The organism is Cocleimonas sp. KMM 6892, assembly GCF_035798195.1.
GTDB lineage: Bacteria > Pseudomonadota > Gammaproteobacteria > Thiotrichales > Thiotrichaceae > Cocleimonas > Cocleimonas flava.
The window spans coordinates 172,925-194,374 of sequence record NZ_JAPFBV010000004.1 but is presented as its reverse complement, the minus strand read 5'-3'; the positions used below and the strand labels follow the sequence as shown (position 1 = coordinate 194,374).

The following is a 21,450-nucleotide window of genomic DNA, read 5'->3' as shown; positions in this document are numbered from 1 at the left end:
AGCAATCTAAATAACAGGCAAATGTCTTAGATAGCTTAACAATAAAATTTGGAGACAATAATGAATACAGCACTTAACGCAACACTTAACACGACAATGAAAACACCATTACTTAATAGAATATTTACTACAGATGAGAGTCTTTCATCACTTATCTTACGAATTCCCATCGGAGTGATTTTTATCGCTCATGGTGGGCAAAAGTTATTTGGACTATTCGGTGGATATGGACTTGAAGGTACGGCTAAATGGATGGCTTCTATCGGTTTAGAGCCTGGCTATTTAATGGCGCTAATGGCTGGTAGCGCTGAGCTTTTTGGTGGTTTAGCATTGATTCTTGGGTTATTGGTACGACCAGCAGCTTTGGTTTTGGCGGTTACCATGCTAGTAGCGATCTTTAGTGTTCATTTTTCGAATGGTTTGTTTATCAGCAATAAAGGTTATGAGTTTGCTTTGGCACTGTTTGCAGCATCGGCGGCTCTGGTATTCAGTGGAGCAGGTCGTTTTTCATTGGATGGAATAATAAGCAAGTGAACGTAATCGATTTGATATATGAAACACGCGGAGAAATTTAGATGAATAGGAGACAATGGTTAAAATTCAGTACGCTTGCAGGTCTTGGTTTGGTAACCAGGACCTGGGCTGATACTTTTAGCAACTCAACCTTAGAGTCACTCAAGGCTCTGCCTAAATCGCCCACGATGCCTGTGATGTTTATTGGTCACGGCAGCCCGATGAATGCCATCAATGAGAACGCGTTCAACGAAAGCTGGCGAAAAATAGGTAAGCAGTTTGGTGAAGGCTCTGACGCTAAGTGGACTAAACCTTCGGCTATCCTCGTGATTTCGGCGCACTGGCAAACAACTGGGGGCATTGGTGTACTCGCCAGCGAAGAGCCTGAGATTATTTATGACTTTGGTGGTTTTCCGCAAAAACTTTATGATCAGACCTATCCAGCTCCCGGTTCTTTAACAACGGCTGAAATAACCAAGCAATTATTGCAAACACAGCGACATACACCCAATACGCCCATTATCTTAGATGAAGACCGCGGTTTTGATCATGGTGTCTGGTCGGTTTTGTTGCCGATGTTTCCCAAAGCTGATATTCCTGTGCTACAAATAAGTCTTGATCGGAATTTGCCACACGATATTCACTATGATTTGGCGAAACAGCTTTCTGCTCTAAGAGAGCGCGGTGTGCTTATCATTGGAAGTGGAAACATGGTTCACAACCTGTATGCAAAGCGCATGCCGAATAGCAAACCGTATGATTGGACTTTGGAATTTGAGCAAAAGATGACGGATTGGATAGAGCATCGCGATGATCAATCCATCATCAAAATATCGCGAACGATGCCCAAGCTCACATCTTTAGCGCATCCAACACATGAACACTTCTTGCCGCTTATTTATACATTAGGAGCAAAGAGCGCGAAAGACAAAATCAGTTTTTTCAATTCAGGATATGGGTCGAGTGCGATAGCGATGCGTTCAGTAATATTTGAGGCGTAGTGTTCCTGGTAAATTTAAACAACAAAAACCCCCTGTAAGTAGGGGGGGGGCTTTTATATATTGTCTTAAGAAGGCAAAACTCTCGCAAAATCCAAATACTAATCCTAGACCTTATTCAAGGCTATTTGTGATTGAAAATCTGGCTGGTTAAAATCAACTTTTATCGAATGATTAAAAGGATATCGGGATGTTTTTTAAAACTATTAATCTGTGTGGCTTGGCCCTTTTCTATGAAGATTGCTAAAGCGCTCTTTGTTTTATCAACGGTTCTGATATTTTTAATTATTGCGGGGTGCTCGTCGATGAAATCAACAGACGTTTTAAATTTCGTTTTGCCTGCGAGCGGCTATGCTAAAACAACATTGAATTACGGAAGTAATCCTCGGCAATCTCTGGATGTTTATAAACCTAAAATAGAAGCAAATACAGAAACTAAAGCAGCTAACAATAAAACCCCGATTGTTTTTGTTTACGGTGGTGCCTGGCGCAAAGGTAGTAAAGAAGATTATGAGTTTGTCGCACACGCTCTGGTCGGGCTTGGAGATACGGTGATCGTTCCTGATTATCGGCTATACCCGGAAGCGGAATTTCCTGAATTTGTAAACGACGTGGCTGAGGCGATGAGTTTTGTTGAACAGAATGCAACTTCTTTACTTGGTAAACCACTAAAGCAGGTGATTCTTATGGGGCACTCGTCGGGCGCTCACACTGCCGCATTACTCGCAACGGATCCACAATATTTAAACAGCCGCAACGTTAAAACCGAGATAGCTGGTTTAATCGCAATCTCTGGTCCTTACGATTTACCGCTGGATGATCCGGAAGTGAAACCTGTTTTTAAAAACGTCAGTGAAAAAGAGGCTAATCCTGTGTTCAATATTCGTCCTGATATGCCACCTGTTTTATTGCTACATGGTGAAAAGGATGAGCGCGTTTTACCGTTTCACAGCAAACGCTTTGCTAAGGCGTTAACCACATCGGGCGCATCTGTAACGTTGAAGATATACCCCGGTGTGAACCATACGAGAATTATAGGAAGCCTCGCAGCGCCATTACGTTTTCTGAATGATAGTTACAGCGATATTGATGCATTTTTAACGCGTATCGATTGATTAAAACGCCTCACGATTAAAATTAAGTGTATAAAAGCTTAAACCTAAACAAATCCACAAGAGAAATATATGTCTGATCTACCAGTGATGCTTCAGGAATTCTTTCAAATATCTAATATAAAAGAATTGTTATTCGCTTTTGTAATTGCGCTACCTATCGGCTGGAATCGCGAAAAAGAAAGTCGGAGCATGGGCTTACGTACTTTTCCGCTAGTTGCGGTAGCGTCTTGTGGCTATATGCTAATTGGTAGTTCAGTCGTCGATGGTGATCCTGATGCCTTGTCAAAATTGCTCTATGGATTGATGACAGGCATAGGTTTTATCGGTGGTGGAGCAATTCTAAAAGATGGTGCGAGTGTTCAGGGTACGGCGACAGCTGCGAGTATCTGGAATACGGGTGCGGTAGGAGCGGCAGTTGCATTCCATCGGTATGAAATTGCGGTTGTACTGGCGGTGATTAGCTTTATGATTTTATCTTTGGCAAAACCTATTAAAAACACACTTTCGGATTAATAACTATCCTCTGGAATAGTGAGATTTGATTAGCTATTAAGACATAATAACGTACTAAAAAGTGAGCTTGCCACCCCATGAATTTATTTGGCAAGCCCATAAAGTGTAAGAGGGGGATAGCACCTCTAATTATTCATTTACAGCAAAAAGTTTCCTTAATGCATCGACGTGTCAAAATGCTCATCGTAACGGAAGATATAATCCTTATCGGCTAATGGAGCATGGCAACTTCTACATGAGGTAAAATCTTTAGTCGCAGGTGTTTTTGCGTCAGCAAGATAAGCACCATATAACCAGTCACCATTATTGATGGTTCCTTTAGCTTGTTTACTGCCCCAGCCGGCGCCTTTTTCCATCACAAACACTTTAGATAATTTACCTTTTATGAGTTTGCCTTTTGAGTCTTTCAGTAATTCACCTGTAGGAGACTTTTGTGCGCCGTAGATTTCCATAATCGAAACGGTTCCATCAGGAAAAGCATTTCCTTTTTGGGTTTTCATACCTGTTTTATTAATATAAATCTCACGTACCTGACCCGTTTTCATTTTATCCACTGTACCGACAAACTTCGGCCAGCTACGATAATTGGCGGGTACAATAATGTCGCCATCATTTTTGGCAGTCATTGTTTTATTTTTATGCATTCCTGTACTACAACCTATGGTTATAGCGCTAAGCGCTGCAATGGTGGTTATGGCGAGAGTTTTTGTGATTGTTGTCTTTTTGATATTGCCTGGTTTCATGTCTCATCTCCTTTTGTCAGCTTTGAATATCCGGCTGGATATGGGAGGGCTTACGCAGGCTGGATTAAAACCGGATTCATTTATTTTTGTTTTTTTCCATGATTCTTAAAAAACTGAGCACTTACTGTTTGATGAGCTGATGCAGGATTTGAATCGCCTGCTGATGTACACTTTTATCTTCTTTATTATCTCCTTCATTTTCTCCGACATTTCCTCCTTTATTTTCTATTCTTTTTCCTATATCAGTTACGTTTTCAGGGTAAACCACATAAGCAGGGAGATTAAATTTTGGGCTGTCAGGTATTAAAGATAGCGTTGCTGATGCGATTAATGGTTCTGCCATTCTCTTCGGTAAAAAACACGATCCACCATTTTGAATAACCAGTTGTACTGCCAACCAACCGATATTGGCGAGTAATGCGGGCCGTTCTAATTGTGGAAAATGATTGCTGTGCTCCGCATAAAAGCCAGGTCCCCAATCGACATAAACGTAATTTTCATCAGGCCAGGGCTTGTCACCTTTTGTGCCGACTAGTACTAATGTCTCGTCAAACAAATGTTCAATCTTCAGGCCCGGGTTGTGTTGTGGCGTGTACATTAGGGCTATATCCAGAGTTCCTTCTGTCATTCTGCGCATCAAGTCTTCCTCGAATCCAATGATGCTGTTGATGGATACATCTGGCATGTGATTACGCAATTCTCCTACCCATTGCGGGAGTAATTCACCATCCCACAGTGCTATACGTGCGCCAATCATCAAACTGGAATGATAACGATTGGGTAGACCGACATCGTGTTTTGCCTGTTCCATGGTTAGCATCAGCGTTTTCGCATGTCGCAAAAAACGCTTACCTGCAGATGTTAGCGTTGCACCAGATCGATTACGTATAAATAATTTGGCTTGTAGATTATTTTCCAGAGTCTGGATACGCGCACTGACAGTTGATTGGGTAATGTAGAGACGCGAAGCAGCTTCGATGAAACTGCCATTGGCCGCTACTGCAAGAAAGGTGCGTATTTGCTCAATATCCATACTAGGTGACCTTATTACTAATTAATGTCTTTTAGACTTATTTGAGGGTTGCATCTTCACCTGCTAAATAACTCAAACCAGTTAAGTGAGGTGTTTTACAGGGTATCGCATTTAGTCTTTTTGCGATTGATGCGGACTGAGGTGAAAAATACACCTTCACTTCGCAGTGTAATCGCGCTTCTGCCTCATGCCGATAAAACAGAGTCATTCCTTTTGGGTTGTCTACTCTTTGCAGATAATCATCAAAATCATCTTTTAGTTGATACAGCTCTTCGGTTGCCAGCATCGCATCACCGAGATTGATGTAAAACCATTGATTCATAACGCAGATTTCATCTTATTCATTGAGTAGATTGAACAAGTATACCATTTTTAATATCGGCTTTTCCGATACTAACTAGGTAAAAAATTCGTTATACAGGTGTAATGCTCGTCCGTTAGACTGAAAATAAATGAAAGGAGAAAATGATGAGTAACTTATCTATGCTTCAAGAAATGCGCCAGTCTATGAAACAATCCCTGGCATTGGTGAGTGTTGAACGCGATATAGAAGGTTATTTAGTACATCCTGAAGATTGGACCTTAGAAATAGCGGCAGAGCTAGCAGCTGAAGAAAATATTGAATTAAACGATGACTATTGGCCGATTTTAACGTTTGTAAGAGATTTCTGGGTGGAGAATAAAGTCACACCCGATATTCGTCATGTAGCCAGTTATCTTGCAGAGTTATATAAGGTAGATAAGAAGGCAGGGAAAAAACGTATTTTTGATTTATTCCCTTATGGCTATGTAAAACAGACGTGTAAAATAGCAGGAATGCAACGACCACGTGCATGGAGCACCGGTTAGTATCGTTATATTTCAAATAAAAAAATGCCTACTTTCGTAGGCATTTTTTTTGACCAGTCAAACTGATCTTATTGAATTAGCGCAGTGAAATTAGTCAGCTGGTGCTTTTTCTTCTTCATCTTCACATACTGGTGTTTCCAACGCTTCTCTCGCTTCTTCTGACATTGCCTCCAAAGCTTCTTCCGTTACGCATTCCATTTCTTCAGCATCTTCCGCTTTGTTCTCATGAGATGCTGCATAGCTAATAGTGGTAACAGCTGAGCTCATCGCTAATACAAGAGCGCTTACGAATAATGTTGTTTTGTTCATTTTTATATCCTGAAAAAGTTAATTGTTTGTTAAAACGAAGTAAGCGAGTCAGGTAAATCAACTCTTTTACTATTAACTTAGACCAACCGTTTTCTGTAAAAGTTACATTTTATATACGAAATAAGGAGTAAAAATTATTGTTAAACCAATGAAAATATTTTGTTAATGAATCATTAAAATGTGTGCTAAGTCTTTAAAAACTATTTTTAGATAAAAACAGAGTCTGAAAAACAGAGACTATTAGAATAAATAAAAATAAGTGGTTCATAGTCATTAGAGTAGGGCTGAACTTAGGTTATTACTGTAAAAATAGAAATATGTCTGTTTTTGACTATACCGAATATCGTAATTATTTTTAAAAGCAGAACAGTTTGCATACAATCAAATGAAATAAAAATTAAATGGCGATGATAGTCACTATGAAAACACCTAGAATTTCACATGCAATTGCAGATATTTCTTATAAAGACAGCCTGGATAGTTTGTACCAGTTAAAAGTATTTATTGGAAAAGACTACGAAGACAAAATAGCTGAGCAAGCCAAAATATTCAAAGATGCTGACCTGTCGACCATAAAAGACGATTTTTATGTCAGGAGCATTGATGAACTAAGAGGATTGATGAGAGCAACACCGTCATATAACTTCGTGGTTAGATCTTATCTCGTTTATTCTTACTACAAAAAATCATCAGATGAAGTTTATGTTAGTTCTTTTGGTGGCAATAAAATCAATACCGCAAACGTTAAGAACTTTTTAGTGCATCACATACTTAGCACTAAAGACAGCGGTTTACTGTCTCATTTGATTGAAATGATTTCTGGGTATCAGAACAATTACGATGTTCAGGCAAATACTTTCATGCTCTCTGATTTTGTACACACTTACTGTAGAAAACAGCGTATTGATGATGATGTCATTATTGATTCGGTGTTCGTCAGCAGTGAAAACACAGACATGTCTAATAAAGATGTGATCGCTTTGATGAGAGATCACAACAGAATACCTGAAGGAATGTTTTTAAGAGAAGAGTTCATCGCTTTAGAGCCAGCTCAAATCGTTACATTAGCGTGCTTGTTAATCGATAATCAGGAAGCGGTTGCAGCTTAGTTTTTCTAACGCTGATACTCGGCAGAGGTTTAAAGAATACTAAGCCTCTGTTAAAAAAGTCGTTATAAGTAGGGGGGGGGCTTTTGTAACTCCTTTACTCGTTTAATGTTTTTATTCGGGATTAAAAATACCCACAAATTCAAACGGTTCTGAAGCATTCAGCTTCAGTAACACACCATTGCCAGACGCAACGTTTTGACCCGATATAGCTGCAATCGTGACGTGATGGGTAACCATAATAATCAATTTTTTATTCGTTGCCTGCGCGGCAATAAATTGTTTTAGCGCACTCAGGCTTGGTTCGCGATTTTCAGGCATTTGAAAGAAAGAATTTAAAGCAGGTAATTCTTTTACTGAGCCCACATTAAGTAAACGAGCAGTCTCCAGACATCGACACCACTGGCTCGAATAAATATCTGAAATTTCTATTTTATTATTTCGTAACCAGTTTCCAATATTGGCAGATTGCTGTCGTCCATTTTCATCCAGGTTGCGTTGCGTGCTGCAATCTTCAATTTTAATAGTATCCGGATCGCCAAACCCAGGTGCTTTTGCATGACGAATCATCAAGATATGACCACCATCTTGCATCGTTTTTATCAGCGCAGCATCGTTATTTTCTGCATGCACACTCAAACTAAACGTAAAAAATATTAGCAGATTGAGAAGACTGAACTTTATATAACTCATTTCTTCCTCTTTTTATGACTACCAGATTAATTTTTTGAGTAGCTCGATTAAGTTAGCCGTTTAAATATTAGGTCCGATATCTAACTTGCTTCCATCAGAGAAACGCGAGAACCGGAAACGTTTCAGATCGTGCTCGCTACTCTCTTTATTCGCTATTTGCGCGATTATTTTACCAAAAGCGGGACCGATACCAAAACCATGACCACTCATGCCCGTTGCAACGATCAGCCCTTCCACATCTGGCACTCTATCAACAATCGGAACAATGTCTGGCATTGCGTCAATCATACCACCCCAGGCATCAAGAATTTTAGGCTCACCGATTTGAGGGAACCGAGCTGCAAATCGCTGTTGCATGACTTTTACTTTTCCCTTGGCAGGGTTCGGATTTAACACACGTGTTATTTCAAATGGGCTTATCTCGTCTTCTTTCCAGTGACGCGGTGTTTTCCAGGCATCAGGTGAGGTACTCACTTCATTAATCCAGGGACGGATTTCGTGAATATTCTGTAAGCCAGTTTTTATCCACTTGGTCATTAGACGAAAAGAGTCTGGGCCAATAAAATGGTCATGAGAATCAGTGAGTGCAATCGAGTACCCCCCGTCATCACGTCGACGTATGGCTAATTCTGGATCTGCAAAATTGGTCGATGACACACTTTGTACCGGAGCTGTTCTTGCAACGGATGCACGCACTGATAACTGTGGAATATTGATGCCATGTCGACGTAAAAACAACGACGACCATGCGCCACCAGCAAGAATCACCTGAGATGCTTTTATGTGACCTGATTCAGTCACTACACCTGTGATTTGACCCGCTTGAATATCCAGAGCGCGAACTGCACAATTTTCTTTTATCAAAACCCCTTCACTATGTGCCAACTCTGCGACAGCTGGAATGGCTTGCCATGGTTCGGCACGACCGTCGCTAGCGGTATACGTGCCTCCGATCCATTTATTGTCCGAAGGCGTTTTGAAGTCGATGTACTTTTCTAATTGTGACGCTGATAAAGCCACGGTATCTAAACCATGCTCTTTTGCGGTACTCAGCCATTTTTCGCGTTTCGCTTGATCTTTTTCGGTTTTCGAAAGATACATCACGCCACTTTGTTTAAACCCTGTTCGGCCTTTCACTTCTTTATCGATATCTTTCCACAAGCGCAGAGCTTCTATCATTATCGGCAATTCAGCGGGGTCACGGCCATGCTGTCGAATCCAGCCCCAATTCCGTGAAGATTGCTCTCCGGCGACACGGCCTTTTTCCAGAATCATAACCTTGAGACCTTTACGAGCCATATTGAGTGCCGAGAACACACCAATAATGCCGCCGCCTATAATAATGGCATCGACTTCGTCAGGAAGGGTGTCGTTGAATGTGATGGGGGTATCGATAGTAATCATAGTTATTGTGCTTTTGGTGGTAAAAATTGTGCCGTTATTATTCTCTGGTTTATAAAATTAATCTTACAATTAACCTGTAAAAAAGTGCCCTAAAGTAGGGGGGTGGCTATTATCTTTGTGGTCTTTGTCTCTTATTACTATAGCTATTTATACAGCGCTTTTTCTCGTAAGGTTTTTAATTGTTCACTTATTCAATTCTGTCGCATATTAAAATCAGTCAAAGAATATATTAAGAAAGAGATAATAATACAGAGTCATGTATTAAAATATACAATAATTAGTTACTTCATCATAAACTTGCACTAAGCTAACTGTTTTTTCGTTTTTATCGTGGGAAACTATTGAATAATCAACCGACACATCAAGCTCAAGAAAGCAACAGCCCCAGACATTTTGGCTTCTTGATGATGCCTAATTTTTCCTTGATTGCATTTGCCTCAGCGATAGAAACGTTGCGTTTAGCGAACAATATCAAGGGAAGTGAAATCTACAGCTGGGAGACAATCACCCCAAACGATGATGTTGTGAAGGCGAGTAATGGCCTGGAATTTAAACCGGATAAAAGCCTGCAAGATGTCGATACCTATGAGACATTGTTTGTTTGTGGTGGGCACAATATTCAACTGTACTGGACTGATTCTATCGGCAAGTGGTTACGCCAGCAGGATGCGAAAGGTGTGATGCTCGGTTCTTTGTGTACTGGCGCTTATGTGTTGGGCAGGGCTGGTTTACTGAATGATTACCGTTGTACCATGCATTGGGATCATATTGCCGCGATGCGTGAAAAATATCCGCACCTGAATTTAACTGATGATATATACGAAATCGATCGTAACCGTTTTACCTGTGCAGGTGGTACCGCTTCGATTGATATGATGCATCATCTGGTATCTTTACAACACGGACGTCGTTTGGCATCTGCAGTGAGTGAAAAGTTATTGGTTGATCATGTACGAGGCATGGGCGATCCGCAACGGATTCCATTACGTCAACAGATTGGAACGGGTCAGCCGAAACTCACAGAAGCCGTGCGTTTAATGGAATCCAACCTAGAAGAGTGTTTGTCGTCAAAAGAGTTAGCGGACTATGTTGAGCTGTCTAGACGTCAATTAGAGCGTTCTTTTCGTGTCTATTTAGATTGCACACCGATGCAGTATTACCTGAGATTACGTCTGCGTAATGCGAGACGCTTATTGCTGCAAACAGATAAGCCAGTGACTGATATTGCCATTTCTTGTGGGTTTAAATCTTCACCGCATTTTAGTAAGTCTTACAAGGATATGTTTAATATGTCTCCGCGAGATGAGCGCCGCATGATTCTTAAGAATAGTCTTTGATTTTTAATCGAGTTCTACAGCTACCATGCTGTTAACTATTATGTCGATTACTACCATGCGTTTAACTGTTATGACATTAACAAACGCCTGACAATTCCTGGGTATGTGTCACATACCTTACAAAAGTGTCAATAAGTGACTGCTAATACAGCCATGATATTAACCCCTTTTTTATTTTATTGTTTATATTTATCATGTAGTTAACGTGTTTTAGGTAGAGATGGCATTGTCATTGCATTAGCAACGACTATAAAAACAAAGAATTTATAAAATTCTGAAACAAACCCAAACCTAGAGACGTTAACGAGTTAATACATCAAGGATAGATTAACTTAGTTTCACCAGTGCCCTGTCGTTGCCCAACGTCGGGGCGCACTTATTTCTACCTTACGCGTTTTCTTCGCTATATTTCGCAATATATTGTTAATTCGTAAACCACATGACGGATAAATGATTAAGTAACAGCATATTTAAAAAATACGCCTCAAAGTAGGGGGTGACTTATCGTTTATCTTTCGCAATACCTTCTGATGCTTCTTATTGCATGGAATTGTTACTCAGTTTTTCTCACTAGCTGATCATTCCGAATACGCTGAATTTGCTCTACCACTATTAATGAGTCAATGATGATCGAATAAATAACCAAATCAATGACCAAATCAATGACACAAGACTGACAAAATGTGGATGTGTGACACAAACATAGAGAAATTGTCAGCTAGTGACGATAAAGATAATGATGTAAAAAAACCAACAAAACAAATAAACTCATTTAAAACAATAAGATAGCGTTATTAAGGAAAAGTTGGCATCGTCATTGCATTATAGTTAAGTATAAAAACAATGAATTTTTAGCAAGCCCCTGAGGCGAAGAGTAGTTTAGTAAATATAAAAATAAAATAACTACCAGTCTCCCAAGTGCCCTTTCACTTACCCCGGTGAAGGGGCACATTATTTTTGGGAAAAGTGTTTTTCAGATAGCCTTTAGATGGCAGAAATAAGCATCGAATTTTTAATTCAATTTCTGACTCAATTGAAAACTTTCAACCCAAATTATCGTAACCTTCAGCTAGTTGAGTCCTACACTATTATCAATTTTGATGGAATTTGCCGAGGCGAGTTTGCTGGCCATATCACGAGCGATTCTTGCTTCGAATGCGCGTTGTAAGTTGGGATGTTTCTCCAGAAGTTTATTGAGTACTGTTTTCTCCCACGACAAAAAGGTACTGCCTTTTGCAAGGTTCACTGTGGCTGTCGCATTTCCTCCTAGAATAAAACTAATTTCTCCGACAAAACGTCCCTCTGGAATGGTAAAGGTGCTTCCTTTCTTTTCCGCTTCTCCCGTGCCTTTTTCTAAATAATATAAATGGCTTGGCGCTTCGTTTTCGTGGGTTAAGGTAAACTTCCCTTCGGTGGTTTGATACTCTGCTACTTTGATTAATCGTCTAAATTCACCGGGTCGTATTCCTTGAAGACTATGGTAAATGGGTAAATGCTTAGGATCAATTTTAATCGGTAGCCGATCATAGATGATGGAAAGGGTGCCGATGATATTGGCGATGATTAGTAGCACACTCCCCATAATAGCTGCCCATAAGGGTTGAGCAGGGTAGATGTAGTAATAAACGATATACAGAACCGTCGATCCTAAAACCAGAAAGCGCAAAAGCAGTTGATTTTTAAGAAGAAAACCTAGCACATAACCTAAGGTTGCAATATGAACCAGCAATCCGGCATCAAGCGAGAAACTTGCCTTTATTGCTTCTATCGCACCTTCCATTGTGCCTCCATTTGTCGTTAATTAGGTCTTTATTTTTTCTCTGAGATTTATTCAATAAAAGCTAAATTAATCATCAGTTTAGAAGATTGTAGTGGATTTTATAAATTCTATATTGATATTTTTTGTGCATGTCTTTTTATCTTAGAATGCGTCTATCAATATTTACACGAAAAACAGGCTGAAAGTAGGGGGGTGTATTTATCGTTTACAGACGGTTGTCATCGGTTCTTAGCTATTATCATTACCCAGCCTGCAGACTCAAACCAGACACAATCAGTCGGATATTCAGAAATAAGGTCAAAGAATACTCGGTCAATGAATAATCAGAGACTGGTTCTAAAGCCTTAGTTGTATTTACTGTATGCTATTAATCAGTCAACACACTCATCAATGAAACAGCAGGTATAGCAGCCATGAAAATAGCCATTCTCACCTTCGAAGGTTTCAATGAACTTGATTCTTTTATTGCTTTGGGGATTTTAAATCGTATGAAGGGAGAAGGTTGGGAAGTACAAATTACTAGCCCTACAGACTCTGTTACTTCAATGAATGGTGTGACTATTCAGGCACAACAACCGCTAGAATATTGTGATGATTCTGATGTGGTACTTTTTGGCAGCGGTATCTATACGCGCGAAGTAGCGAAAGATAAGGCAATCTTAGAGCGCATCAATCTTAATACCGAGAAACAATTAGTAGGATCGCAATGTTCAGGTGCCTTACTTATGGCAAAACTGAAACTACTGAACAATTTGCCAGCCTGTACTGATCTAACCACAAAACCCTGGGTAATCGAAGCGGGCGTTGAGGTATTAAACCAATCATTCGTTGCTAAAAATAATATTGCTACAGCAGGTGGGTGTATGTCTTCCCAATATTTAGCGACCTGGGTTATCGCTAAACTAGCAGGGATAGATGCAGCAGAAAACGCATTATCCTATGTATCTCCCGTTGGTGAACAACAACAGTTTGTCGAAAAGAGTCTCTCGGTTATTCAACCTTATTTGTAATAAACAAAGCTATATCTACATCAAACTAGCATACGTTTAGGTGTATTTAAGTATTCAATAGATTTGTTTGCAAATCATTCTATATTTACGTAAGTGTCTGATGTTATTATCACCTTATCTAATTAATAACATCACTTTGGTATATAACTTATGATTGAAATTAAGCATTTTTCTTTGGTTTTATTCTCGACTTTCTTTTTAGCGGCATGCGGTGGGGGCTCAAGTAGTTCAGGTGATTCAGTCGATGTTGGTGATATTAATATCGATATACCTACAGATCCTGAAACAGGCGAATTAAGGCCTAAGATTTACACGTATGAGACGGGTAAAATTATTTATGATGTACAAAAAGAATCTACGCTTGGTGATTTTATCACGGTAACCGAAGAAGGGACTAAGCGCTTTGTGTTTAAGGATTGGGGAAATCTCAGAATTGAAGAGTATGAAGGAGAAAGAACTTCAGTTATCACTGACTTGGTGACAGGTGCGGTAACAACCGAAGTAGAAACTATTCACGATTTAAGAAAATGGGATACACCAAAAAGTTATGATGTAAATTTTGACCATGAAACCATTACTATGTTGGATTTTAGTCCAGTTTTAACAGGATTAACAAATGATGAATTGGTTGATGCAATTGCCCCTGATGAAGTAGAACCTTTAACTGCTGATGGCGTAAAAATCATCGCATTAACATCTTGTACGAATTATGTGATTAATGAGTTTTTCACACAATGTATAAATGAAGGCGCTATTGATAGGAGTGGCATAGAATTAGAATCAATTTTTTCCACAGATACAGCTTTTACAACAGAAACAGCAACAAGCGTACATTTTGATGTATTCGTCGATGATTCTGAGTTTGATATACCTAACTACACAATCCTGACTGGGAACTAATACAGAAAAAAATCCAAAAACCCCTCTAAAGTAGGGGGGTGACTTTATTTGATGGGAAACATCTCGCTTTATGGCGTATTAATCGCCATAAAGCTTTTCATCTGGACTGGGGAAGGTGGTTTCTTCTACGGCAACGTCATTGACTGCCGTTAATTCTTCATTTTCAGTGGTCATCGTTTGGCTTTCATTAGTTTCAGTCTGAGGTGTTGAATCATCATTTTCAATCGCAGATTCACCCTCATCGCACACCGGTAACTCCAGTTTTTCTACATTATCATCTGACATAGCATCTATTTGAGCTTGTGGTACACACTCAGCCTCAGACAAATCCTCATCACTCATCGGCTGTGTTTCTGCCTCTGTCGCAGCAGATAGTGAAACAGTGTCTTCATTATTTTGCGCTAACGCGACCACCGATAATGATGCACTAAGAAAAAATACCAACGATTGTGTGATAACTGATTTTTTGATCATTTTTTTAATCCTGAGAAAATTGGGTAATCTTCATTAAAGACTAACTGTCTCTAGACTTTGGATAACCCATATCAGTAAAGTATATAAAGTTAAAGAATGTACGAGGAATGAAAAATGAGAAAAGTTAATGATATTTTATGATCAACTTGATCAAAAATAATTGTTAAGAATGTCTTTAGCTTTCTTTAATGATGAAACAGTAAATCTATTTGTCATTTATTCAACCAGACGAGACATATATCAACGATATCAGAACGATAGTTAAGCATTATAGGTAGGGAATAGCATAGAATAATATCCTGACCTTAGAAAAGTACGAGTTATTTATGATCGAATATGGTTCACACATTCCTTATCTATTAACCAACGCTCTGGCATTAGTTCTAGTTTTTTTAGCGTTTAAAAAACACCGAATGACTCGATTAATTTTCATTCTTATTTTTTTATTAGCAGGCTTATTCAACCTCTATACCATTTTAGTGAATCCTGAATTTTTTAATTATTATGCCGATAAGGCATTTTTGAATATTTATAGAACCTTCATCAGTGGCTACTTTAGTCATCATATTCAGTTGGTTGTAGGTTTGATTAGCTTAGGCCAAATAATCGTTGCTATCTTGCTCAGTGCCGGTGGTCGCTTTGTGTATCTCGGAGTAGTGGGTGGCATAGTGTTCTTCATTGCACTGATACCTTTAGGGATTAGTGCGGCATTTCCTGCCATGCTGTTATTTATTCTTGCTTTGGTTCTTATGCAATATCGATTCGATTAAAACCTGCTTAAGGGACAGCTGATTTTGAATCTATTTACGCATTAGTTTCATATTGAGTTTGAATAGTTTATTCTAATGACATAATAAGCATAATAGATTTTTTTATAGACAAGAGTCCCCAATGCGTTTTTCGACGAGCTTAGTTACGGCATTTATTAGTGTCTGTGTCACAGTATTGAGCATCAATGCCCATGCAGATGTTTTAAAGTGGGTAGATGAAAACGGCAAGACGCACTATTCCAATAAAGAAAAAAAGTCATCGAGAAACAAAGCTAAAGTTATCAAATTTGTTGAATACGAAACCTCAGATGATGTGGAACCAGACCAGACAAACGCTAAAACAGAATCAGGATTAGACGATAACCCGTTTAATGAAGTGTCAAATGCTGCAGGCTCGAGTCATTCAAATAGTAAATTATCCAGCGACGTTGCTTCTTATAAGAATACGGAGTCGATTGATTCTTTATCCAATGAAGATTCAGATGTGCATCGCATCATGTTGGATCAAATAAATAAATCTAAGTCCTATATACAACGAAAATCCAGAAACACCCGTCGCAATACGAAAGCCAAACCCGAATACACCATAGCGGAATATAATCAGCGCTGTGAGGATGCAAGAGAAGAGCTGATTGCGCCTCTAAGACAGGAGGCAGTAGCTTCATGCATGAAAATGAAACACAGCATGAGTTCGAGAACTCGCGATTCTTGTGAAGAAATTAATGAGAATTTTGGTGATGGTGGAATGAACTCGCGCGGTTATTATATTCAGCGCATGTTCCACAATATTTCAGAATGTCAGGATGCGTATGACGCATGGGACAGGAGAAGCAAAAAAATGAGAGGTTATTCAGAAGAATAACCTCCACAAATAAATCGATACATAAACGATTACATTTTTATTACTAAAGAATGTAACCAGATATAGATGTATTGATCATTGATTTATATTTTTTCTAACAGTTTTTCATCAATTTCTTTTGGGATACGATGCGGTGGAATATCATGCCCCAACGATTTTTGATGTTTATAAATAACAATAAATTGCTCAACAGGAGGTTTACGCTCAAGCAGGTGAGTGTAATTGGCAATGCCTTTTTTCTCTGCATAGAACATTACTGACTTTAGCCACGCCATGTCAAAACCATGTTTACTGATATTAATATTTTTATCAAAACGCACACCGTCGGTTGAGCCTGAAATAATAAATAACGGTGAATAGTAATATTTAGTGACACCTGCGCGTACTTTTTTGCCACGAGCAAATTTCATTTTAATCCCAGAAACTCCCGTTGTATAAGCAGACGAGATCCGTCGATGCTCTTTACACTCAAGGTCTTTCTTTGACTGGATAAGTTGCCGTTCCATATTCCATTCGGCATTAAGCGCTTCCGCTTCTTTTTTAATTTTGTTTAATTCTTTTTTGTTCGTGATGCCGCGGAATGCAAAATATTTTTGGCGATAATCATCGCCTACTTTCACTACGACACGAAGCCCTTTAAAACCTGCTTTATGTTCACCAGGTTTATATTCTCTAATCGTCAATGTAGTTGTCTCTTATTTTTAGGTGCGCCTAGTCTATCGCTTATTAATTGTTATGTAATACAGTAAATTCGATGCACTTTATAAACTCAGTTAGTAGCGTTGTGTGTTAGTATTTTATGCAAAAATATTCTTTTAAAACAATTGCTTAATGCTATTCGCTTGTAAGCAAGTTGTTAATCGGCTATTTCTCTAATAAAAGAAAAAGTGCCAAGTTTACCCACATTTTTTGTAAAGAAATAATAACGATTCTTTACACTTTCTTACTCACCTAACACCCACATTTACACAAGATACCTGCACAATTTCTCCATCAGTCACACAACGGCTGTGAACTTAAAAACTTAATTGAAATTACAGGAAAAATATTATGAAAATCAAATCAGCAATCATCGCTTCAACAATCGCTACTGCGGTAAGTTTAGCTTCTCTATCTGCATTTGCAGACGGTGACAAAGAAATTAACACTAATTATGGAGACAATAAAAGTGAGTCTCACAAAAAAGGTGGTCATCATAAACATCACAGAGGTTTTAAGAAAGTGTTTGCACAGCTAGATTTAACAGATGCTCAGAAAACACAGCTCAAAGACTTACGTAAGCAAAAGCGTGATGGAAGTCTGACTCGTGAAAGTTTTAAAAGCGAAATGGCAGGAATTTTAACGGCTGAGCAAAATGCGAAACTTGAGCAAATCAAAGCACAACGTGGCGAGCATAAGCAAGGGCGTAAAATGAAGCGTGAGCAGATGAAGAGCTTGAATCTTACTGCAGAGCAAAAGACTCAATTGAGAGATGCACGTAAAGCACTTAAAGAAGAGATGCGTTCGCAGCGTAAAGAAGCAATGACTGCAAAAATGAAGTCAATTCTTACCGCTGAGCAATACGCTAAGTTTGAAACATTTAAAAAGTAATAAGTGGTGATCACTAAACAAAAAAGGATAACCACTAAACAAAGAAAGGGCGACTTAGATCGCCCTTTTTTTATTTGTGCTTTTTTATATCTAAATATGTATTTAAGGAACCTGTTTCATCAACGAAGGCCAATACCCATCCGCTGAGGCAATATGGGCTTCTTTATCTTTCAACCATAATTCCCGTGTACCAATACTGTAATTTAAAAACAGTTTTTTATTGTGAATGGTCCATGCAAACGGATCGGTATTCGCAATTGCATTTTTCCCGGCGGCATAAGCACAATGGCCTCCATACTGAGGGATAAAGGCCTCAGGGTTTTCAACAAAAGCCTGTTTGTTTTTTTCACTGGCGAATGCCCATTTATTACCTTTGTAATCGAGCGTATATTCCTGTTTACCCTCTACAGGTTTGCTATCACTAAAGTAGGCTACAGGATCATATCCATGAATTGCAAGTCCGTTGCTTGAATCGATATTCATTCCATTGGCGGCGTACGCAACAGAACTCCCGATCCACATAATTATTAAAAAGATAAGGCTGTTTCGCAACGAGGTAAGGCTTAGAGTAAAGCCAGGCTGAGATAAGATATTTGATACGGCTAGCGGTTTGGCCATATAGATACTCCTATAACGAGTTATAAAAGCTCTGATTGTATGTTGGTATAATTATAGAGAGCTTGTGAATTGTTAATTTTGTCTGGATTAGTCGTAGAAAAAAGCCGTTAGACAACATAAAAATAATTCTACGTTGATTGGCAAATGATCATTTCAGACTTTCCAATTATCCACCCAATTAAGCATGGATGAATAATAGGCTATGGATGCAAAGTAATCAGGCTAAAGCTTCGTTTAACTCTTCGAAGTTAGTGTCTTCAATACTTGAAGGGATATAGGTATCGAGTTGTTTACTCACTTGCGTAATTGAGAAAATCCCCCGAATAACTTTACCTTCTTTATTACTTTCCATAACCAGCATGTGATTTCTTCGGCATTGTTCAAATGCACTCACAATATCTGACACATGTGAACTCAACACTTCTTTAATTGGAATGGCTTCAAGGCGACTAATAGGAGTCATTAGATCAGACGCTTTAATGTCATCCCTGCTGCAACCATTTTGATTAGCGAACTGTAACGGCTTTTTACCGTTTATATCGGAAGTGGTTACCAGGCCAGCCAGGTCTCCCATGGGATCATTAACAAATAGCATGCGAACGCCACAGGCAATCATCTTGTTATTGATCGACTCAATGCAGGCATTGGATCTTATGGAATAAGGTTTGACGACTTTTAAATCGGTCATCACTTTAATCGCAGGATCATCCTCAGAAACTAATTTTTTGCCATCAGAATCTGGCGTGGTTAAGCTCACTACATTGGGTAGCTGCTTCGGGTGAATCCCTTTTTCTGCTTGTGTCATTATTGCTTCCTCTCTTTGAGTGGTACTTAATAATGTGTGTAAAATTGAATGTTAATAATCAGTATATATTCCTTTAATGTACTCCTCTTTTTTTATCCTGTACCGAAATTTAATTTATGAGGATAGAAGGTAAATTAATATATACTATTTAAGTTATTGAAATATAAGTATAAAGTTGTATTTATGAGGCTATTAGTTTTTTTTAAATGTTTAAATCAAATAGTCTGCCGCTTTTTTAATATTTACAAAAATAAAATGAAGTAAATCAATCGATTAGAAGTGTGTTGTCTAGCCAGCTAAGCGTATTATCTGGCTATACAGCAGTAAGTATGTCGTTAACGAAAAAAACGCCTCAAAGTGGGGAGGTGGCTTTTCCAGAACATAAGAACCAGAAAAGCATAATTGGATAATTGTTCTTCTAGTTAATGCCGAGTTTAGCTTCTATCGCTGCCAATCGGGCTTCAATCGCATCAAGGCGGTCATTGTCGAGAGGAATGCTGCTGATTGATACAGCGTCTTTCTCGATGTCTTCTACTGATACTTCCCCGCAGAGTGTATGTGCAAAACGATCTTCACGACGTCCAGCACCTTTGGGAATCAGGGTTACCAATGGCATCTCACGTTCGATCATCGCGATAAGATTATCGTGGATTTCATCGTTAGATTCGAAATCAACCATACGCGCAGTGCGAGTTTTTAGGTCATTCAGTGTTTGCGGTTTGCGTAACAGTAATACTGTGAGAATCGCCTGTTGTTTGCGATCAATATCCAACTCTGTGCAAACACGATGCGAGATTTTATTCGAACGTTCACCGTAATCAATACCTGCCAGTTTGCGTTCCACTAGTGCATTTACTGTGTGACCTACCTGACCCTCGGTCAAATTCATCACAGGTTCGCGATTGCTTTTCTGGTTGCAGGCGTTGCTCAGTGAGTTAATTGTGAGCGGATAGTTATTTGGCGTGGTTAGATGTTTTTCCATCAACGAGCCAATTACGCGGGCTTCTAAAGCTGTGAAATAAGCAGGTTCTTGTGAAACCTCATCTTGTGTTTCGTCTAGAAGGTCGTCGCTATTACTATCCGTGTTTTCGAGAGTCTCATCCATGAAAATATCTCCTTTTTGATCTGTTGTTATGTATTGTTATGTATCGTTCTGTATTGTTATTAGTAATTATTTCTAAGCACGTTATAGCAATTCTAGTATGAAACGCCTTTATCCACACTGAATGTGAGTTTGGTTTTAGAGGTGCTATTTATTGAGCAAAGCTGATATTCTATGCCGCGAAAGTTTAGCGCTTATCTGCAATAAATAAATAGCCGATAACTGCATGAAAACGAATGAATATTATAATAATTTTGGGCAAGGGCAACATGAAGTCAACACACATCAATAAGGTATTACTCTCAGGCACTGTGATCAGTGCATTTTTAATCAACGGTGGGTTAAATGCCGATACCTTATTGGGGGCAGATTTAGAAGTAGGAGTCTGGTCACCCAGTTATGATGCTGGTAGCTTCGTCGGCAGTGTGTCTGGTGACGATCAATCGGTGTTTGCCAGCGCAACCATTGAACATCCGGTGCCATTGATTCCAAATTTCAAATTATCACTGTCTGAAGTGAATAGTGACGCTTATGAATACACTAAAATTGATTACACCGCTTACTACGAAATTTTAGACAATGACGCGATTTCAATTGACGTCGGTTTGGGTATCTCACAATTTGAAGGCGGAAAATACCTGTCACAATCTTTTTCTGGCGCAACACCGCATGCTTATTTCGATGCAGAAGTGGCTTTGCCGTTTTTGAATACCACGCTTTATACCGATATTCATTACTTGAATTATGATGGAAACCAGATCACTGACGCGATTGCAGGTTTACGCTATGACTTCAATTTAGTCGCGGTAGATCTTGGTTTGAAAGCGGGTTATCGAGTGCAAAGCTTTGATGCGAAAGATTTCGATGATCTCTCTTTTGATTTAAAAACAGATGGTTACTTTGTTGGTTTGCACGCAGACTTCTAA

At 39.0% G+C, this 21,450-nt stretch carries 25 protein-coding genes; 13 read left to right on the top strand and 12 right to left on the bottom strand.

Annotated features, from left to right (window positions below):
- The first annotated feature begins 60 nt into the window (after positions 1-60).
- From OO007_RS12540 to OO007_RS12525, 4 genes are all read left to right on the top strand, one after another.
- Positions 61-534, top strand: coding sequence for a DoxX family protein (locus tag OO007_RS12540; protein WP_325809062.1), 474 nt, complete (start codon positions 61-63; stop codon positions 532-534).
- A gap of 41 nt (positions 535-575) precedes the next feature.
- Positions 576-1,514, top strand: a complete 939-nt coding sequence (ygiD, locus tag OO007_RS12535; protein ID WP_325809061.1) for a 4,5-DOPA dioxygenase extradiol — start codon at positions 576-578, stop codon at positions 1,512-1,514.
- Positions 1,515-1,816: 302 nt separating this feature from the next.
- On the top strand, positions 1,817-2,626 hold the full coding sequence (locus OO007_RS12530; protein WP_325809060.1) for an alpha/beta hydrolase: 810 nt from the start codon (positions 1,817-1,819) through the stop codon (positions 2,624-2,626).
- Between the two features lie 69 nt (positions 2,627-2,695).
- Positions 2,696-3,139, top strand: a complete 444-nt coding sequence (locus OO007_RS12525) for an MgtC/SapB family protein (protein WP_325809059.1) — start codon at positions 2,696-2,698, stop codon at positions 3,137-3,139.
- A 155-nt stretch (positions 3,140-3,294) separates the two neighbouring features.
- On the opposite strand, the gene OO007_RS12520 is transcribed toward OO007_RS12525, so the two are convergent.
- The 3 genes from OO007_RS12520 to OO007_RS12510 all read right to left on the bottom strand — a co-directional run bounded on the left by OO007_RS12520 (position 3,295) and on the right by OO007_RS12510 (position 5,237).
- Positions 3,295-3,882, bottom strand: coding sequence for a cytochrome P460 family protein (locus tag OO007_RS12520; RefSeq protein ID WP_325809058.1), 588 nt, complete (start codon positions 3,880-3,882; stop codon positions 3,295-3,297).
- Between the two features lie 121 nt (positions 3,883-4,003).
- Positions 4,004-4,915, bottom strand: coding sequence for a LysR family transcriptional regulator (locus tag OO007_RS12515; RefSeq protein ID WP_325809057.1), 912 nt, complete (start codon positions 4,913-4,915; stop codon positions 4,004-4,006).
- Positions 4,916-4,952: 37 nt separating this feature from the next.
- On the bottom strand, positions 4,953-5,237 hold the full coding sequence (locus OO007_RS12510; protein ID WP_325809056.1) for a hypothetical protein: 285 nt from the start codon (positions 5,235-5,237) through the stop codon (positions 4,953-4,955).
- Positions 5,238-5,383: 146 nt separating this feature from the next.
- On the opposite strand from OO007_RS12510, the gene OO007_RS12505 reads away from it, so the two are divergent.
- Entirely contained in the window at positions 5,384-5,764 is a 381-nt protein-coding gene (locus tag OO007_RS12505) for a TusE/DsrC/DsvC family sulfur relay protein (RefSeq protein WP_243651559.1), read from the top strand.
- 90 nt (positions 5,765-5,854) lie between these two features.
- Here the strand turns inward: OO007_RS12505 and OO007_RS12500 are convergent, their stop codons facing one another.
- Positions 5,855-6,073 (bottom strand): hypothetical protein, encoded by a 219-nt coding sequence (locus OO007_RS12500; RefSeq protein ID WP_131906048.1) that lies wholly within the window; start codon positions 6,071-6,073, stop codon positions 5,855-5,857.
- Positions 6,074-6,492: 419 nt separating this feature from the next.
- Here OO007_RS12500 and OO007_RS12495 point away from each other — a divergent pair, with 419 nt between their 5' ends.
- Positions 6,493-7,182: a hypothetical protein gene (locus OO007_RS12495; RefSeq protein ID WP_131906047.1), complete on the top strand. Its 690-nt coding sequence runs from the start codon at positions 6,493-6,495 to the stop codon at positions 7,180-7,182.
- Between the two features lie 111 nt (positions 7,183-7,293).
- Here the strand turns inward: OO007_RS12495 and OO007_RS12490 are convergent, their stop codons facing one another.
- Together OO007_RS12490 and OO007_RS12485 are read right to left on the bottom strand one after the other, a co-directional pair.
- Entirely contained in the window at positions 7,294-7,872 is a 579-nt protein-coding gene (locus OO007_RS12490) for a histidine phosphatase family protein (RefSeq protein ID WP_325809055.1), read from the bottom strand.
- Between the two features lie 60 nt (positions 7,873-7,932).
- Complete coding sequence (locus OO007_RS12485; protein ID WP_325809054.1) at positions 7,933-9,276, bottom strand: NAD(P)/FAD-dependent oxidoreductase; 1,344 nt, start codon at positions 9,274-9,276, stop codon at positions 7,933-7,935.
- Positions 9,277-9,617: 341 nt separating this feature from the next.
- Here OO007_RS12485 and OO007_RS12480 point away from each other — a divergent pair, with 341 nt between their 5' ends.
- Positions 9,618-10,613, top strand: a complete 996-nt coding sequence (locus OO007_RS12480) for a GlxA family transcriptional regulator (protein ID WP_131906044.1) — start codon at positions 9,618-9,620, stop codon at positions 10,611-10,613.
- A gap of 1,069 nt (positions 10,614-11,682) precedes the next feature.
- Here the strand turns inward: OO007_RS12480 and OO007_RS12475 are convergent.
- A complete protein-coding gene (locus OO007_RS12475; RefSeq protein ID WP_325809053.1) occupies positions 11,683-12,393 on the bottom strand; it encodes a cyclic nucleotide-binding domain-containing protein in 711 nt (236 codons plus the stop codon).
- Positions 12,394-12,806: 413 nt separating this feature from the next.
- Between OO007_RS12475 and OO007_RS12470 the strand changes: the two genes are divergently transcribed.
- Both OO007_RS12470 and OO007_RS12465 read left to right on the top strand, forming a co-directional pair.
- Entirely contained in the window at positions 12,807-13,403 is a 597-nt protein-coding gene (locus OO007_RS12470) for a DJ-1/PfpI family protein (RefSeq protein ID WP_325809052.1), read from the top strand.
- Positions 13,404-13,553: 150 nt separating this feature from the next.
- Positions 13,554-14,303, top strand: a complete 750-nt coding sequence (locus OO007_RS12465; RefSeq protein ID WP_325809051.1) for a hypothetical protein — start codon at positions 13,554-13,556, stop codon at positions 14,301-14,303.
- A gap of 78 nt (positions 14,304-14,381) precedes the next feature.
- On the opposite strand, the gene OO007_RS12460 is transcribed toward OO007_RS12465, so the two are convergent.
- Positions 14,382-14,777, bottom strand: coding sequence for a hypothetical protein (locus OO007_RS12460; RefSeq protein ID WP_325809050.1), 396 nt, complete (start codon positions 14,775-14,777; stop codon positions 14,382-14,384).
- Between the two features lie 326 nt (positions 14,778-15,103).
- Here OO007_RS12460 and OO007_RS12455 point away from each other — a divergent pair, with 326 nt between their 5' ends.
- Both OO007_RS12455 and OO007_RS12450 read left to right on the top strand, forming a co-directional pair.
- Positions 15,104-15,547 carry a hypothetical protein gene (locus tag OO007_RS12455; RefSeq protein WP_325809049.1) on the top strand — a complete coding sequence of 148 codons (444 nt, stop codon included), beginning with the start codon at positions 15,104-15,106 and terminating at the stop codon, positions 15,545-15,547.
- A 121-nt stretch (positions 15,548-15,668) separates the two neighbouring features.
- Positions 15,669-16,409, top strand: coding sequence for a DUF4124 domain-containing protein (locus OO007_RS12450; RefSeq protein ID WP_325809048.1), 741 nt, complete (start codon positions 15,669-15,671; stop codon positions 16,407-16,409).
- A gap of 83 nt (positions 16,410-16,492) precedes the next feature.
- Here the strand turns inward: OO007_RS12450 and OO007_RS12445 are convergent, their stop codons facing one another.
- A complete protein-coding gene (locus OO007_RS12445) occupies positions 16,493-17,092 on the bottom strand; it encodes a hypothetical protein (protein ID WP_131906037.1) in 600 nt (199 codons plus the stop codon).
- A gap of 367 nt (positions 17,093-17,459) precedes the next feature.
- Here OO007_RS12445 and OO007_RS12440 point away from each other — a divergent pair, with 367 nt between their 5' ends.
- On the top strand, positions 17,460-17,999 hold the full coding sequence (locus tag OO007_RS12440; RefSeq protein WP_325809047.1) for a hypothetical protein: 540 nt from the start codon (positions 17,460-17,462) through the stop codon (positions 17,997-17,999).
- 102 nt (positions 18,000-18,101) lie between these two features.
- Here the strand turns inward: OO007_RS12440 and OO007_RS12435 are convergent, their stop codons facing one another.
- The 3 genes from OO007_RS12435 to OO007_RS12425 all read right to left on the bottom strand — a co-directional run bounded on the left by OO007_RS12435 (position 18,102) and on the right by OO007_RS12425 (position 20,527).
- Complete coding sequence (locus tag OO007_RS12435; RefSeq protein ID WP_325809046.1) at positions 18,102-18,617, bottom strand: YHS domain-containing (seleno)protein; 516 nt, start codon at positions 18,615-18,617, stop codon at positions 18,102-18,104.
- Positions 18,618-18,834: 217 nt separating this feature from the next.
- Complete coding sequence (locus OO007_RS12430) at positions 18,835-19,422, bottom strand: hypothetical protein (protein WP_131906034.1); 588 nt, start codon at positions 19,420-19,422, stop codon at positions 18,835-18,837.
- Between the two features lie 418 nt (positions 19,423-19,840).
- A complete protein-coding gene (locus tag OO007_RS12425) occupies positions 19,841-20,527 on the bottom strand; it encodes a YceH family protein (protein ID WP_131906033.1) in 687 nt (228 codons plus the stop codon).
- A gap of 266 nt (positions 20,528-20,793) precedes the next feature.
- Here OO007_RS12425 and OO007_RS12420 point away from each other — a divergent pair, with 266 nt between their 5' ends.
- A complete protein-coding gene (locus OO007_RS12420; RefSeq protein ID WP_165874692.1) occupies positions 20,794-21,450 on the top strand; it encodes a TIGR04219 family outer membrane beta-barrel protein in 657 nt (218 codons plus the stop codon).

Coding starts and splice junctions, on each gene's coding strand:
- OO007_RS12540 (WP_325809062.1), top strand. CDS start 61: ATGAATACAGCACTTAACGCAACACTTAACACGACAATGAAAACACCA.
- ygiD (WP_325809061.1), top strand. CDS start 576: ATGAATAGGAGACAATGGTTAAAATTCAGTACGCTTGCAGGTCTTGGT.
- OO007_RS12530 (WP_325809060.1), top strand. CDS start 1,817: ATGAAATCAACAGACGTTTTAAATTTCGTTTTGCCTGCGAGCGGCTAT.
- OO007_RS12525 (WP_325809059.1), top strand. CDS start 2,696: ATGTCTGATCTACCAGTGATGCTTCAGGAATTCTTTCAAATATCTAAT.
- OO007_RS12520 (WP_325809058.1), bottom strand. CDS start 3,882: ATGAAACCAGGCAATATCAAAAAGACAACAATCACAAAAACTCTCGCC.
- OO007_RS12515 (WP_325809057.1), bottom strand. CDS start 4,915: ATGGATATTGAGCAAATACGCACCTTTCTTGCAGTAGCGGCCAATGGC.
- OO007_RS12510 (WP_325809056.1), bottom strand. CDS start 5,237: ATGAATCAATGGTTTTACATCAATCTCGGTGATGCGATGCTGGCAACC.
- OO007_RS12505 (WP_243651559.1), top strand. CDS start 5,384: ATGAGTAACTTATCTATGCTTCAAGAAATGCGCCAGTCTATGAAACAA.
- OO007_RS12500 (WP_131906048.1), bottom strand. CDS start 6,073: ATGAACAAAACAACATTATTCGTAAGCGCTCTTGTATTAGCGATGAGC.
- OO007_RS12495 (WP_131906047.1), top strand. CDS start 6,493: ATGAAAACACCTAGAATTTCACATGCAATTGCAGATATTTCTTATAAA.
- OO007_RS12490 (WP_325809055.1), bottom strand. CDS start 7,872: ATGAGTTATATAAAGTTCAGTCTTCTCAATCTGCTAATATTTTTTACG.
- OO007_RS12485 (WP_325809054.1), bottom strand. CDS start 9,276: ATGATTACTATCGATACCCCCATCACATTCAACGACACCCTTCCTGAC.
- OO007_RS12475 (WP_325809053.1), bottom strand. CDS start 12,393: ATGGAAGGTGCGATAGAAGCAATAAAGGCAAGTTTCTCGCTTGATGCC.
- OO007_RS12470 (WP_325809052.1), top strand. CDS start 12,807: ATGAAAATAGCCATTCTCACCTTCGAAGGTTTCAATGAACTTGATTCT.
- OO007_RS12465 (WP_325809051.1), top strand. CDS start 13,554: ATGATTGAAATTAAGCATTTTTCTTTGGTTTTATTCTCGACTTTCTTT.
- OO007_RS12460 (WP_325809050.1), bottom strand. CDS start 14,777: ATGATCAAAAAATCAGTTATCACACAATCGTTGGTATTTTTTCTTAGT.
- OO007_RS12455 (WP_325809049.1), top strand. CDS start 15,104: ATGATCGAATATGGTTCACACATTCCTTATCTATTAACCAACGCTCTG.
- OO007_RS12450 (WP_325809048.1), top strand. CDS start 15,669: ATGCGTTTTTCGACGAGCTTAGTTACGGCATTTATTAGTGTCTGTGTC.
- OO007_RS12440 (WP_325809047.1), top strand. CDS start 17,460: ATGAAAATCAAATCAGCAATCATCGCTTCAACAATCGCTACTGCGGTA.
- OO007_RS12435 (WP_325809046.1), bottom strand. CDS start 18,617: ATGGCCAAACCGCTAGCCGTATCAAATATCTTATCTCAGCCTGGCTTT.
- OO007_RS12430 (WP_131906034.1), bottom strand. CDS start 19,422: ATGACACAAGCAGAAAAAGGGATTCACCCGAAGCAGCTACCCAATGTA.
- OO007_RS12425 (WP_131906033.1), bottom strand. CDS start 20,527: ATGGATGAGACTCTCGAAAACACGGATAGTAATAGCGACGACCTTCTA.
- OO007_RS12420 (WP_165874692.1), top strand. CDS start 20,794: ATGAAGTCAACACACATCAATAAGGTATTACTCTCAGGCACTGTGATC.